This is a genomic window from Oribacterium sp. P9, assembly GCF_046365365.1.
Taxonomy (GTDB): Bacteria; Bacillota; Clostridia; order Lachnospirales; family Lachnospiraceae; genus Oribacterium.
On the sequence record NZ_JBKEIS010000001.1, the window covers coordinates 1 to 13,230 of the forward strand.

The 13,230-nt window shown below is 53.5% G+C and carries 12 protein-coding genes and 1 other RNA gene; 11 read left to right on the forward strand and 2 right to left on the reverse strand.

Annotation, left to right across the window (positions count from 1 at the left end):
* Positions 1 to 233: 233 nt before the first annotated feature.
* The 11 genes from ACK8P7_RS00005 (at position 234) to uvrA (ending at position 11,607) form a co-directional block, all read left to right on the forward strand.
* Positions 234 to 692, forward strand: a complete 459-nt coding sequence (locus ACK8P7_RS00005) for a cytidine deaminase (protein WP_410042200.1) — start codon at positions 234 to 236, stop codon at positions 690 to 692.
* A gap of 47 nt (positions 693 to 739) precedes the next feature.
* Positions 740 to 1,441 (forward strand): purine-nucleoside phosphorylase, encoded by a 702-nt coding sequence (deoD, locus tag ACK8P7_RS00010; protein ID WP_410042201.1) that lies wholly within the window; start codon positions 740 to 742, stop codon positions 1,439 to 1,441.
* 143 nt (positions 1,442 to 1,584) lie between these two features.
* The gene (gene udp / locus ACK8P7_RS00015) at positions 1,585 to 2,364 is read left to right on the forward strand and encodes a uridine phosphorylase (protein ID WP_410042202.1); all 780 of its coding nucleotides are present in this window, start codon (positions 1,585 to 1,587) and stop codon (positions 2,362 to 2,364) included.
* 77 nt (positions 2,365 to 2,441) lie between these two features.
* Positions 2,442 to 3,026 carry a nucleoside deaminase gene (locus ACK8P7_RS00020; RefSeq protein ID WP_410042203.1) on the forward strand — a complete coding sequence of 195 codons (585 nt, stop codon included), beginning with the start codon at positions 2,442 to 2,444 and terminating at the stop codon, positions 3,024 to 3,026.
* Between the two features lie 17 nt (positions 3,027 to 3,043).
* A complete protein-coding gene (locus ACK8P7_RS00025; RefSeq protein WP_410042204.1) occupies positions 3,044 to 3,808 on the forward strand; it encodes a thiamine diphosphokinase in 765 nt (254 codons plus the stop codon).
* Between the two features lie 539 nt (positions 3,809 to 4,347).
* A complete protein-coding gene (locus tag ACK8P7_RS00030; protein WP_410042205.1) occupies positions 4,348 to 5,727 on the forward strand; it encodes an AI-2E family transporter in 1,380 nt (459 codons plus the stop codon).
* Positions 5,728 to 6,091: 364 nt separating this feature from the next.
* Entirely contained in the window at positions 6,092 to 6,937 is an 846-nt protein-coding gene (kduI, locus tag ACK8P7_RS00035) for a 5-dehydro-4-deoxy-D-glucuronate isomerase (protein ID WP_410042206.1), read from the forward strand.
* 151 nt (positions 6,938 to 7,088) lie between these two features.
* Positions 7,089 to 7,640 carry an SEC-C metal-binding domain-containing protein gene (locus ACK8P7_RS00040; RefSeq protein ID WP_410042207.1) on the forward strand — a complete coding sequence of 184 codons (552 nt, stop codon included), beginning with the start codon at positions 7,089 to 7,091 and terminating at the stop codon, positions 7,638 to 7,640.
* Between the two features lie 188 nt (positions 7,641 to 7,828).
* Positions 7,829 to 8,026, forward strand: a complete 198-nt coding sequence (locus tag ACK8P7_RS00045) for a cold-shock protein (protein WP_410042208.1) — start codon at positions 7,829 to 7,831, stop codon at positions 8,024 to 8,026.
* A gap of 176 nt (positions 8,027 to 8,202) precedes the next feature.
* Positions 8,203 to 8,703, forward strand: coding sequence for a Gx transporter family protein (locus ACK8P7_RS00050; RefSeq protein ID WP_410042209.1), 501 nt, complete (start codon positions 8,203 to 8,205; stop codon positions 8,701 to 8,703).
* A gap of 72 nt (positions 8,704 to 8,775) precedes the next feature.
* Positions 8,776 to 11,607, forward strand: a complete 2,832-nt coding sequence (gene uvrA, locus ACK8P7_RS00055; protein ID WP_410042210.1) for an excinuclease ABC subunit UvrA — start codon at positions 8,776 to 8,778, stop codon at positions 11,605 to 11,607.
* A gap of 51 nt (positions 11,608 to 11,658) precedes the next feature.
* Here the strand turns inward: uvrA and ACK8P7_RS00060 are convergent, their stop codons facing one another.
* Positions 11,659 to 12,180 (reverse strand): helix-turn-helix domain-containing protein, encoded by a 522-nt coding sequence (locus tag ACK8P7_RS00060; protein WP_410042211.1) that lies wholly within the window; start codon positions 12,178 to 12,180, stop codon positions 11,659 to 11,661.
* A gap of 373 nt (positions 12,181 to 12,553) precedes the next feature.
* Positions 12,554 to 12,899: a transfer-messenger RNA gene (ssrA, locus tag ACK8P7_RS00065) on the reverse strand.
* Between the last annotated feature and the right edge of the window lie 331 nt (positions 12,900 to 13,230).

Genomic DNA, 13,230 nt, shown 5'->3' on the forward strand with positions numbered 1-13,230 from the left:
GCAGACGCGCAGGATTTAGGTTCCTGTATCTCTGATGTGCGGGTTCAAGTCCCGTGAGCCGCACGAGCGTACATGACGTTTTTTGAGGCTTTTCGGAAAACGTCATTTTTTATTGCCCGAATTTTCGGACAGATGTTTTTTTCTGTCTATCGGATATATGGGAAGAATATGGTATAATGAAGCAACAAAGCAGGACATGTTTTCGCGACCTGCGGATTTTGAAAGGATAGTACATGAATATAGAAAATACAGATTTGAAAAGCCTGATCGAGAAGGCGCTGGATATGCGGAACTACAGCTATGTTCCGTACTCCCATTTCCATGTGGGCGTTGCACTCCTCGCAAAAAACGGAAAGGTATACGGTGGCTGCAACATCGAAAACGCGAGCTATGGCGTATCGAACTGTGCCGAGCGTACGGCGCTCTTTCATGCCGTCAGCGAGGGCGTGAAGGAGTTTGACCGCATCGTCATCACCGGAGGACCGGAGGAGGGTGAGCTTCAGTTCTGCGCTCCGTGTGGCATCTGTCGGCAGGCACTGCGTGAGTTCTGTGATCCAAAGAGCTTCGAGATCATCCTCGCGAAGTCGACGGAGGACTACCGAAGCTACACGCTCGAGCAGTTGCTTCCAGAGAGCTTCGGACCTGAAAACCTGACAAACCAATATTTTGAACATCATCGAAATCGGATCTGAAAATCTGATGAGTGAATACTTTGAACAAAATCGAAAGGAGAATCACTATGTCTACACCTCACAACAAAGCAGCGCTTGGCGATATCGCGAAAACCGTTCTGATGCCGGGCGATCCGCTTCGCGCGAAGTTTATCGCAGAAACCTATCTCGAGAATCCGGTCTGCTTCAACACCGTTCGAAACATGCTGGGCTTCACCGGAACTTACAAGGGTAAGAAGATCACGGTGATGGGCAGTGGCATGGGCATGCCGTCCATCGGTATCTACTCCTACGAGCTGTTTCATACCTACGACGTCGATAACATCATCCGTATCGGCTCCGCGGGTGCCATCCAGCCAGAGGTCAAACTGAAGGATGTTATCATCGGCATGGGCGCCTGCACGGATTCGAACTATGGAAAGCAGTTCGAGCTTCCGGGCACCTTCTCTGCGATCGCAGATTACGGCCTCCTCAAGAAGGCAGTGGAAGCGGCAGAGAAGCTCGGGATCAATGTCAAGGTCGGGAACATCCTCTCTTCGGATATCTTCTACGATGCCCGTCCGGATGTGAATCAGCGCTGGGCACGTATGGGCATCATGGCCGCCGAGATGGAGGCCGCCGCACTCTATATGAACGCAGCGTATGCACATAAGCATGCACTCTGCCTGCTGACCGTTTCCGATCAGCTGCTTCGCGGCGAGTCCCTGAGCCCGGATGAGCGACAGGTCGGCTTTGACCAGATGATGCGTGTGGCACTGGAGCTCGCCTGAGCATCATCAGAATCGTGAAGGAAGATTTCCGGGTGTATGCCCGGAAATCGGTTTTTACACAGGAATCTGTGGTGAAGGATCCCGGGTGGGTGGGTCCGACGTAGAGCGGTCAGCATCGGCCCAGGATCGTAGAGGATAGAAATATGATTAATTATTCAGAAGATAAGACGATGTATCACATCGGTGTGGCACCGGGGCAGGTCGGACGGTACGTGATCCTGCCGGGCGACCCGAAGCGCTGTGAGAAGATCGCGAAGTATTTCGATGATCCGGTATTTGTAGCGGATCATCGGGAGTATGTGACCTATACGGGTACGCTGGACGGCGTTCTGGTTTCCGTGACCTCCACCGGTATCGGCGGGCCGTCGGCGTCGATTGCGGTCGAGGAGCTGCATATGTGCGGGGCGGACACCTTCATCCGTGTCGGTACAGCGGGCGGTATGGACCTCGATGTGCAGTCCGGCGATGTCGTGATCGCGAGTGGTGCGGTCCGTATGGAGGGCACCTCGAAGGAGTATGCGCCGATCGAGTGGCCGGCGGTATCCGATTTCGAGGTCGAGATGGCGCTGTACCAGGCAGCCGGAAATCTCGGACTGCGTCATCATGTGGGCGTGGTCGAGTGTAAGGATGCCTTTTATGGGCAGCATAAGCCGGAGGACCTGCCGGTGAGCTATGAGCTCCTCAATAAGTGGCAGGCCTGGCTGAAGCTCGGCTGCAAGGCGTCCGAGATGGAGTCAGCGGCACTCTTTACCGTGGCTTCCTACCTGCATGTGCGTGCAGGTGCGGTGCTCTTCATCATGTCGAACCAGGAGCGCGCGAAGAAGGGACTCAGTAACGAGATCGAGCATGACACCGATAAGGCGATCCGCACGGCGATCGAGGCGATTCGGATTCTGATCAAGAGAGATCAGCAGAAGGCGTGAGACGGGCACGACGTGGACAGGAAAATCTATGACGGTGAGCTTCAGTCGAACAGATATCTGGAAGGATCAGAAAAAGAATGAAAACAGTGAAGATTCCGGCAGCAGGTCCGGAGCGCGATGAATACTATATGAATCTGGCGATCCGGGAAGCCCGGAAGGCGCTGAAGCACGATGATGTACCCATTGGGTGCATCATCGTTTATGATGGGACGAATCCCGCGAGCAAGGCGGACCAGCATGCGGCCTCCCTCGGTATCGAGCCGGGCACCATCCTTGGGCGCGGCTACAACCGGCGAAACAAGGATCGGAGTGCACTGATGCATGCGGAGGTGATCGCCATCCGGCAGGCGTGCAGGGCTCTCGAGGACTGGCGGGTCGAGGACTGTACGATGTATGTGACCCTCGAGCCCTGCCCGATGTGCGCCGGGGCGATCGTGCAGGCCCGTGTTCCGCGCGTCGTGATCGGCTCCATGAACCCGAAGGCGGGTTGTTGCGGCTCCGTGCTGGACATGCTGCATGAGAAGCGCTTCAATCACCGCTGTGAGGTCCGGACGGATGTAGAGAAGGATGCCTGCGCAGCCCTCATGAGTGATTTCTTCGCAGCGCTCCGGGAACAGAAGCTGAAGAAACTGGAAAACGAGCAGCAGGCGGACAGAAGCTGAGAATCGAGGATAACAGAGTGACAGAAGAAAAGCAGACAAGTGGATATGATGGAAGGATCGATGCTGGCGAGAATAAAGGTCGCTGCATCATCGTGGGGGCCGGCGATTTCTTCGGGATGCCGTTTCAGCCGGCGGAAGAGGACTACGTGATCGCAGCCGATGCGGGGTATGAGAATCTGAAGGCCGTAGGCATCGTCCCGGACCTCGTGGTGGGCGATTTCGACTCGATGGAGGTGGAGGGCGTGAAGGGCGTCACCGGACCGGTGAAGGACCTCGATATCTTCGCGGATGCGGAGAAGGCCGAGTATATCCACCATCTGCAGCGCATCGAGCTGGACGGCGTCGAGACACGGGTCATCGATCCGATCAAAAACGACCCGGACATGCTGGCCTGTGTACGGATCGGCATGGAGCGAGGCTTTCGTTCCTTCCATCTCATCGGCGGCACGGGGAAGCGGATCGATCACTCCATCGCAAATCTGCAGATCCTCGGCTTCCTCGCGCAGCAGGGGATGCATGGCTATCTCTATGCTGAGCATCAGCTGGTGCGTGCGATTCGGAACGAAAGCGTGTGTTTCCCGAAGGAAATGCAGGGTTACTTCTCGGCGCTCTCGCTGAGCGACGAGTGCCACGGTGTCACCGAGCGTGGTTTTAAGTACATCGTTACGGATGTGACCCTCAGTAACATGATGCCGACCGGACTCAGCAACGAATTCGTCGGTACAGAGGCGGAGATCTCCGTGAAAGACGGCACACTGCTGCTGATTTATGACTGGAAGTAAATCGATACTTGATTGAAGTTTTTTGCTTTGCTATAATTCCGATAGAAGTAAAGAGCTGGGACGTACGAGGCTGCACATATTGAACCTACAAATACGACCTACGGGGCTCCAATATCTGTATGCATAATATAACGCCTCCCTTCGGGCCGAGGACTATAGTGGCATACGTGAGGTTTCCCACCTAGCAAGAGAGCTAGGAGTCAAGCGTGTAGTACGGCGTTCTGGTGTTACTCCGAAAATCTTATGATTTGGACCGACAGGCAACATGCCTGTCGGTTTTTTTGTACATATCCATGAGAGGGCCGCGCGTAGCGCGGAGCGGCGCATGGATGCCCCGGGCGGCGAGACAAAGCTCCTAAGGTTTCCTTAGGAGGCCTTAGCGGCGAGCGTATTCAGAGCTTTGCGTTGGCAAAGCTACTTGACCCGTTTTGCCTCCCGTGAAATTTCTGTGAAACCATCGCATTTACATAGCCTTTTGTGTATCATAGATGTGTAGTATTGATTTCATTTGTTTTAATCTATTTTAGGAGTGCAGTCCGTTGAAGAGAGAACAGTGGGAGCAGCAGATTCGTTGGGGCATCACCGCCTTTCTGGTGATCGCGGCGAGCGTACTCGTGGCGACGATTCTGATAAATTTCGGAAAGATCCGTGCGTTTGGCGGCACGCTGGTGTCGATTCTGGCACCGATCATTTATGGTGCGGTGATCGCATACATCACCGCACCGATCTATAATCATGTCTATCACTTCGTCTACAATCTGCTGGGAGGACGAAAAGCTGCAGCCCCGTCACTGAAGGCAGCTTCGGCTTCGTCGTCAGCAGAAGCACCGACGGACACGAGCGAACCGGCGGATCCGGAGAAAGCCGGATCAACCCCCACAGCGGCAGCTTCGGATACTGCAGCTGCGCCAGGCAGAGAAACGGCGGCGAAGCCGGCCACGAGTGCTGCACCTCGCATGATCGCACGTGCGGCAGGCACTCTGGTGGCGCTTCTGACCGTACTGGTACTGGCTGTCGGCCTCGTGTCGATGATCATCCCGCAGCTCTACAGCTCCGTCGCGAATCTGATCGCGACGCTGCCGCAGGATCTGTCGCAGACCTACCGGAACATCATGAACTACCTTCAGGATTATCCAGAGGTACGGGAAGCCGTGCAGCAGTACTACAACATCGCGTATGAGTACATCATGAATTTCCTGCAGAATCATCTGATGCCGAACATGCAGAGCATCGTGGCGTCGCTCGGTATCGGTATCTGGTCAGTGGTCAACTGGTTTAAGAACATCTTTATCGGCCTCATCGTGATGATCTACCTTCTGAACATCAAGGAGTCCATGCTGGGAGAATCCAGGAAGCTGACCTTCGCGCTGCTTCCGAAGAAGTGGGCAGAGCTTGTGGTGCAGGAGTTCGCCTACATCAACCGGGTCTTCGGCGGATTCATCGTCGGTAAGATCATCGACTCCCTCATCATCGGCTGGCTCTGCTTCTTCTGCCTGAGCTTTATGAAGATGCCGTACACGATGCTCGTTTCCGTCATCGTCGGCGTAACGAACGTGATTCCGTTCTTCGGTCCGTTCATCGGTGCGATCCCATCCTTCATCCTGATTCTGCTGACGAGCCCGATGCAGAGTGTATACTTTCTCATCTTCGTCCTGGTTCTGCAGCAGTTCGACGGCAATATCCTCGGCCCGCGCATCCTCGGCGACTCGACCGGTCTCAGCAGCTTCTGGGTACTGTTCTCGATCCTCCTGTTCGGCGGCCTCTTCGGCTTCGTCGGAATGATCGTCGCGGTCCCGATCTGGGCCGTCATCCTCAATTTCGTACAGCGCGTGAGCAGCCACCTGCTTCGGAAGAAGGGCCTCCCGACAGACGCTACCGATTACATTTCCGGAGACGAGCTTACTCGATTTGAAAAATAGTCATAATCAGCTGACAGTGCCGCTTAGGTGCCTCGGAAGACCTGCAACAGAAGCCATACGTAGAGAACGTGTGAAATCAAGTCGGGTCCCCTTAGCGGCACTTGGTGTTATCTCTCCCTGGAACCCTCTAGCAACGCTGAGTTTTCATAAAGAAAACTCAGCGATTGCAGAGGGCCTAGTGCCGCTTAGGGTCCCCGGCTTAGATTGAACCGGTCTCGGAGTACTGTGCTTCTGTTGCAGGTCTTCTGAGGTAATTCGCTGAACTGTCGAAAAACCGTTTGCAAAACCGGTTAACTAGAGTATACTAGAGATGCTTGAAACAGATACAAAACACGTGGCGCACAGCCAGATACAGGAGGTTTTTATGGATATTCGTTACAGTGCAAACCAGAGAGATGTGAAGCGATACACAACACAGGAGCTTCGGGATGAGTTCCTGATCACCGGTCTTTACAAGCCGGATGAGGTCGTTGCGGTATACTCACACGTTGACCGTATGGTGACCTTCGGATGTATGCCGGTACACGAGGTCGTTTCCCTCGATAAGGGTATCGACTGCTGGGCAAACTTCGGTACACACTACATCCTCGAGCGCCGCGAGATCGGTATCTTCAACATCGGCGATGGCGCTGGTAAGATCGTCGTTGACGGTACAGAGTACAAGCTCGGCTACAAGGACTGCCTCTACATCACGAAGGGTGCGAAGGAAGTGCTCTTCTCCTCAGATGATGCAGAGAAGCCGGCGAAGTTCTACATGGTTTCCGCACCGGCACACGTAAGCTACGAGACGAAGCTGATCACCATGGCCGAGGCAAATCATCGTCCATGTGGCGAGCCTGAGCTGGCCAATGCTCGTGTGATCAACCAGTTCATCCACCCGGATGTTCTCAAGACCGCGCAGCTCAGCATGGGTATGACCGAGCTTCAGCCGGGTTCTGTATGGAACACGATGCCGTCACATACACATGAGCGTCGTATGGAGATCTATACCTACTTCGAGGTGCCGGAGGACCAGGTCGTATTCCATCTGATGGGTGAGCCGACCGAGACCAGACACATCGTGATGCATAACTATGATGCTGTGATTTCTCCGTCATGGTCTATCCACAGCGCTGCAGGTACACACAACTATACCTTCATCTGGGCGATGGGCGGCGAGAACCAGGAGTTCGATGATATGGATACCATCTATACTCCGGATCTCAGATAATTAGAGCATAAAAAATTGATATTTCCAGAGGTCCGTGGTACTATAAAGTTCTGTGTGGTCCACGGACCTTTTTGTGTGCCTGTGTATCCTGCGGGAAGACGGCCACAGATGAATTTATATAGAAAGAACCCGTGATGGGTGAGGAGAATTTATGGCAACATTACTTGAAAACTGGAGAACGAAGGCATACGGCGACGGTCTTTCCAAGGCCGAGCAGGAGACACTCTGGCAAGAGTATTTCGCTCTGGAGAAGGGCTTCTATGAGGAGATTCTGAAGGATCCGAGCCACGTATATGAGGGCACGGTCAAGGAGCTCGCGGATCACTTCGGCATCGACGTTTTCCACTTCACAGGTGTGCTCGATGGTATCGATGATTCCTTAAAGGGCTATCACAACCCGATCGACACCATGGATGAGGATACACAGGTGAAGATCGAGATCGATCCGGAGACCCTGTACTACAACATGGTCGAGGCGAAGGCAAGCTGGCTCTACGGTCTTCCTGAGTGGGATGCGATCCTTTCCGAGGAGAAGCGTCACGAGCTCTACCGCAAGCAGAAGGCATCCAACACCATCCGTCGTGAAGGCAAGAAGATCTACCCGAACGACCTCTGCCCTTGCGGATCCGGCAAGAAGTATAAGAAGTGTCACATGCGCATCGATCAGGAGAACGAGCTGAAGGCATTTGCTTCCGCGAACTGATCCCTGCCCGGGCAGGCACGCTGATGGAGACATTGGCGACGGCCTGTGGACGCTGTGTTTCTGACCCGGAGGCTATGTCCGAAAACGCAGATCGAGACGCGTGAACATTCGATTGACGCAGAATTTTGATTATGCTAAGATGAAATTCGTGCAGCGATAAGGCTGCAGATTTTATGGAGGTAGACACAATGAAGGGTACAGTTAAGTGGTTCAACAATCAGAAGGGCTACGGCTTCATCTCTGATGAGAATGGCAAGGACGTTTTCGTTCACTATTCAGGACTCGCTGGAGACGGTTTCAAGTCTCTCGATGAGGGCCAGAAGGTAGAGTTCGACGTTCAGGACGGCGCTAAGGGACCTCAGGCAGTCAACGTAGTAAAGCTTTAATTTTTTTCCAAGTACCTTCATTGTAAGCATATATCGTTACAAGAATAGTATTTTGAACTAAAAGAAGCAATGACGGTATCCATTTGGGTGCCGTCTTTTCTTTTGGCGAGATCTCCGTTATAATCGGCGGCATGAGCGTGGGGATGCGCCCCGAAAACATGCGAAAAGGGTGATTTATGAATGCACGAAAAACAAGTTTATATGGGATGCTGCTGGCGCTTGCGATGGTGCTGAGCTACGTTGAGGCCATGATCCCGATCAATATCGGCGTGCCGGGCGTAAAGCTTGGCCTCCCGAACATCGTGACGGTGATCGGCCTCTACTCGATCGGTGCGCTGCCGACGCTTGTGATCAGCTTCCTCCGCATCCTCCTCGTCAGCTTCATGTTCGGAAACACGATGACACTCGCGTACTCGATCGCCGGCTTTGCACTGAGTTTTGGGACAATGCTTCTGATGCGGAAGGCAGGTGACTTTCACCGTACCGTCGTGAGCGTCAGTGGCGGTGTGATGCATAACGTCGGACAGCTGCTGGCGGCTGTAGCGCTGCTGCACAGTCAGGTGCTGTTTTACTATCTGCCGGTACTGATGGTGGCCGGGGTGATCGCCGGTGCGCTGATCGGACTCGTGGCCGGACTCATCACCGAGCGGATCCAGCTGTTTCTTCGGAACTCTTGAATATTATTTTAAAGCGTGGTAAAATAATCCGACAAACGTTTGTTTGCCGGATTATTTTTGAGGATATTTCTTATGGGTAAGAACTATATAAAAATTCGAGGTGCCAGTGAGCACAATCTGAAGCATGTGGATGTGGATATCCCGCGCGATGAGCTGGTCGTGATGACCGGCCTCTCCGGCTCCGGAAAGTCCTCCCTCGCCTTTGATACGATCTATGCAGAGGGACAGCGTCGTTATATGCAGTCCCTGTCATCCTATGCGCGTCAGTTTCTGGGGCAGATGGAGAAGCCGGCGGTGGACCTCATCGAGGGCCTCAGCCCGGCGATTTCGATCGATCAGAAGTCGACGAACCGGAATCCGCGTTCGACGGTCGGTACCGTCACAGAGATTTATGATTATATGCGTCTTCTGTACGCACGCGTCGGCACGCCACACTGTCCGAAGTGCGGCCGCGAGATCAAGCGCCAGACGGTCGATGAGATCGTGGATCAGCTGCTTCTGATGCCGGAGGGCACCCGGATCCAGCTGCTGGCACCGATCGTCCGCGGCAAGAAGGGCATGCACGAGAAGGTGCTCGACTCGGCCCGCCGCTCCGGCTATGTACGTGTACGTGTGGACGGAAACATGTATGAGCTTTCGGAGGACATCCGCCTCGATAAGAACATCCGCCATACCATCGAGATCGTGGTCGATCGTCTCGTGATACGCGAGGGCATCGAGGCGCGTCTCACCGAGTCGATCGAACAGGTCATGGGCCTGACCGGCGGTCAGATGACCGTCGACGTGATCGGCGGTGAGCCGGTGAACTTCTCGACGAGCTTCGCCTGCCCGGACTGCGGCGTTTCCATCGACGAGATCGAGCCGCGCAGCTTCTCCTTTAACAACCCCTTCGGTGCCTGCCCGGAGTGCAGCGGTATCGGCTATAAGATGGAGTTTGATCTGGCGCTGATGATTCCGGACGAGAGCCTGAGTCTGAACGAAGGAGCGATCACCGTTCCGGGCTGGATGAACTCGAAGGATGAGGGCAGCTTCACGCATGCGATGCTGGTGGCGCTTAGTGAGGCCTATCATTTCAGCCTCGACACGCCATTTCAGGACTATCCGCCGGAGATCCGCTCGATTATCCTGGATGGCACGAAGGGCGAGAAGGTGACGGTGCACTATGAGTCCCAGTTTGGAAAGGGTAATGTGCATCAGGTGGCCTTCGAGGGCCTGCTGGCCAATGTAAACCGCCGTTACCGTGAGTGCTTTTCCGAGCGTATGCGTGCGGACTATGAGCAGTACATGCGGATCACCCCATGTGCACTCTGCCATGGCGCACGTCTGAAGGCCTCGAGTCTCGCCGTAACGATCGCTGATCTCAATATCTACCAGGCGACGGAGCTCTCCATCGAGCACTTCTATCACTGGATCGAAGCGATCCGGCTGACCCCGATGCAGCATCAGATCGCGGATGAGGTCGTGAAGGAGATCCGGAGCCGCATTAAGTTCATGCTGGATGTCGGTCTCGATTACCTGACCCTGAGCCGGGCCGCCGGGACACTTTCCGGTGGTGAGGCGCAGCGTATCCGCCTCGCGACACAGATCGGCTCCGGTCTCGTCGGGGTCGCCTATATCCTCGATGAGCCGAGTATCGGCCTGCATCAGCGGGATAACGATCGTCTGATCGCGACGCTGAAGCACCTTCGTGACCTCGGGAATACCGTGATCGTCGTCGAGCATGATGAGGATACCATGCGTGCCGCCGACTACATCGTCGACATCGGACCGGGCGCCGGTTCGGAGGGTGGTGAGGTCGTCGCGACCGGTACGGCGGAGGAGATCATGCAGAATCCGCGCAGTATCACCGGACAGTACCTCAGCGGTAAGCTGAAGATCGAGGTGCCGAAGACGCGCCGGAAGCCGAACGGCTGGATTACCGTGAAGGGCGCCAGCGAGCATAATCTGAAAAACATCGATGTCCGCTTCCCGCTCGGTGTCTTCACCTGTGTAACCGGTGTATCCGGTTCCGGCAAGTCCTCGCTCGTGAATGAGATCCTTTATAAGACCCTGGCGAAGAAGCTGAATCGTGCGCGGACGATTCCGGGCCGCTATAAGTCCATCGAGGGCGTGGAGCAGCTAGATAAGATCATCGCGATCGATCAGTCGCCGATCGGACGTACACCGCGCTCGAATCCGGCGACCTATACCGGCGTCTTCGATATGATCCGGGACCTCTTTGCGGGTACACCGGATGCGAAGGCACGTGGCTACAGCAAGGGCCGCTTCTCCTTTAACGTACGCGGTGGACGCTGCGAGGCCTGCCAGGGTGATGGTATCGTGAAGATCGAGATGAACTTCCTGCCAGATGTTTATGTGCCGTGTGAGGTATGTAACGGAAAGCGTTTCAACCGTGAAACCCTGGAGGTGAAGTATAAGGGGAAGAACATCTATGATATCCTCGAGATGACCGTCGAGGAGGCGCTGGATTTCTTTAAGAATGTGCCGAGCATCACCCGTAAGATTCAGACACTCTATGATGTCGGCCTCGGCTATGTGAAGCTGGGGCAGCCGAGCACCGAGCTTTCCGGTGGTGAGGCGCAGCGAATCAAGCTCGCGACTGAGCTCAGCCGTCGTCCGACCGGAAAGACCATCTATGTGCTGGATGAGCCGACCACCGGACTGCACTTCGCGGATGTGCATAAGCTCGTCGTCATGCTCGACCGTCTCGCGGAAAACGGGAACACCGTCATCGTCATCGAGCATAACCTCGATGTCATCAAGTGTGCGGACTATATCATCGATATCGGTCCGGAAGGCGGTGACCGTGGCGGTACAGTGATCGCAGAGGGTACACCGGAAGAGGTTTCGAAGGTGAAGGAATCCTACACGGGTCACTACATCCGACAGTACCTGAAAAAATAATCAGCAGTATATGAAAAGACCGGACGAGGTTTCGTTCGGTCTCTTGTATAGTCAGTTCTTCGGTTTCTTTTCTGCGACGGATGTCTCGGCCCATGGCTCGAAGTAGATCCGTCTGTTCATGATTTTCTCGGTCATATCCTTTCCTGGTGTTTCGTCATAATGCGCATAGAGCTCGGAACGTTTCAGCATGGTGCGAAAGCCCTCTACGAGCACTTCGACGGCCCGATCGCGCTCAGACATGACCGGCATGGCCAGATTCGCTGCGAAGAGTGTGTTGGCATCGACATTCAGCGCCCGAAGGAGACAGACCAGCTGGTCCTGATTCGGGTGCTTCGGCGTGTTCTGAAACCTGCTTTTATAGGCGGTTTCAAACTGCGAGATCATCGCGCTCGGAATACCGGTGATCGCCGAAAGATCATCCTGCGTCAGATCCGCTTCGAGGCGAAGCCGTTTCAGCGTCTGGCCGAAGATGCCCCAGTCGAAGTGATAATCCCGGTTGTTATAGATTGGATCCTCCGTATATACAGTATTTTTCTTATGCTTTGCACGAGGTGCAGTCTTTTTCATAGCCATAGCGTACAGTACTCCTTGCTTCGAGCAATCATGATGCTTTCTATCAGAATTTTATAAGCTGTGCTCGGATAAAGTAACTTGCTGAGCAGTATGGAACTATAGCTATGAAGTATAGTTCCCGCAAAAATTCTATAGCAGACAGCAGAAGAAGACAGATTAACTTTGCATCGAAGCTATAGCATGGTGCCGTGATAAAGTTCAGTGCTCCTTAGAAAATCTTTCGATAACGGACAGAGGAGTGGATGAATGCTTTATTCAGGAAGCAAAAAAAGACTCGAAAACACGCATCGTAAAAAATCGTGTCCTCGAGTCTTTTTATGTAAACATAAAAATGCATATCCTGACCTTCTGATGAGTTCGGATATGCACTATTAAGTGGACCAGACGGGAGTCGAACCCGTGTCCGAAAATGAATTCCCTCTCCTTCTACTATCGTAGTACACTTTAAAGATTCCCCACCATCAAAGGATGTGCACGTCCTTTGGTGGCCGGTATTCTCTGGATACACCCGTTAAGAGGAGAAACTCTTAACGTCGTTTCTCACATAGATGAGGCCAGATTCTCGATGTGTGAGTGCATCGAGGCTGACCACACAGCACTTAGGCTGCGTATGCTAATTCGTTATTGTTAGCGTTTATATTTAGGTTTGAAGTTTAACGCGACTGTCTTTCGGATAGCTTCTAAAGCTGCATCATCCCCGTCGAAACCGGTACTAGCCCATATTCACTTATCAAAGTGCGTTGAGCAAAGGAAAACCGTAGTGACTTCCTTGCTTTCAAACACATTCTATCGAATTGTATCCGCTTTGTAAATAAACCGCTGGTTGATTTCACAGATATTTAACAGTTCAGCGTGTGGCTTCAGCGCATCGTGCAGAGCTGCTGGATCTCCGTTGGCCTGAATGTGATTATGAATAGTTCATATATTTCTGTGATGCTACACATAAAATTGAGTTATATCGACGAAAAGCAGCGAAAATTCGAAAACGCTTTCAGATTTCTGACATTTTTCTGTCGTACTGTGTTAAACTAGATTCTGTTCTTTTTTAAG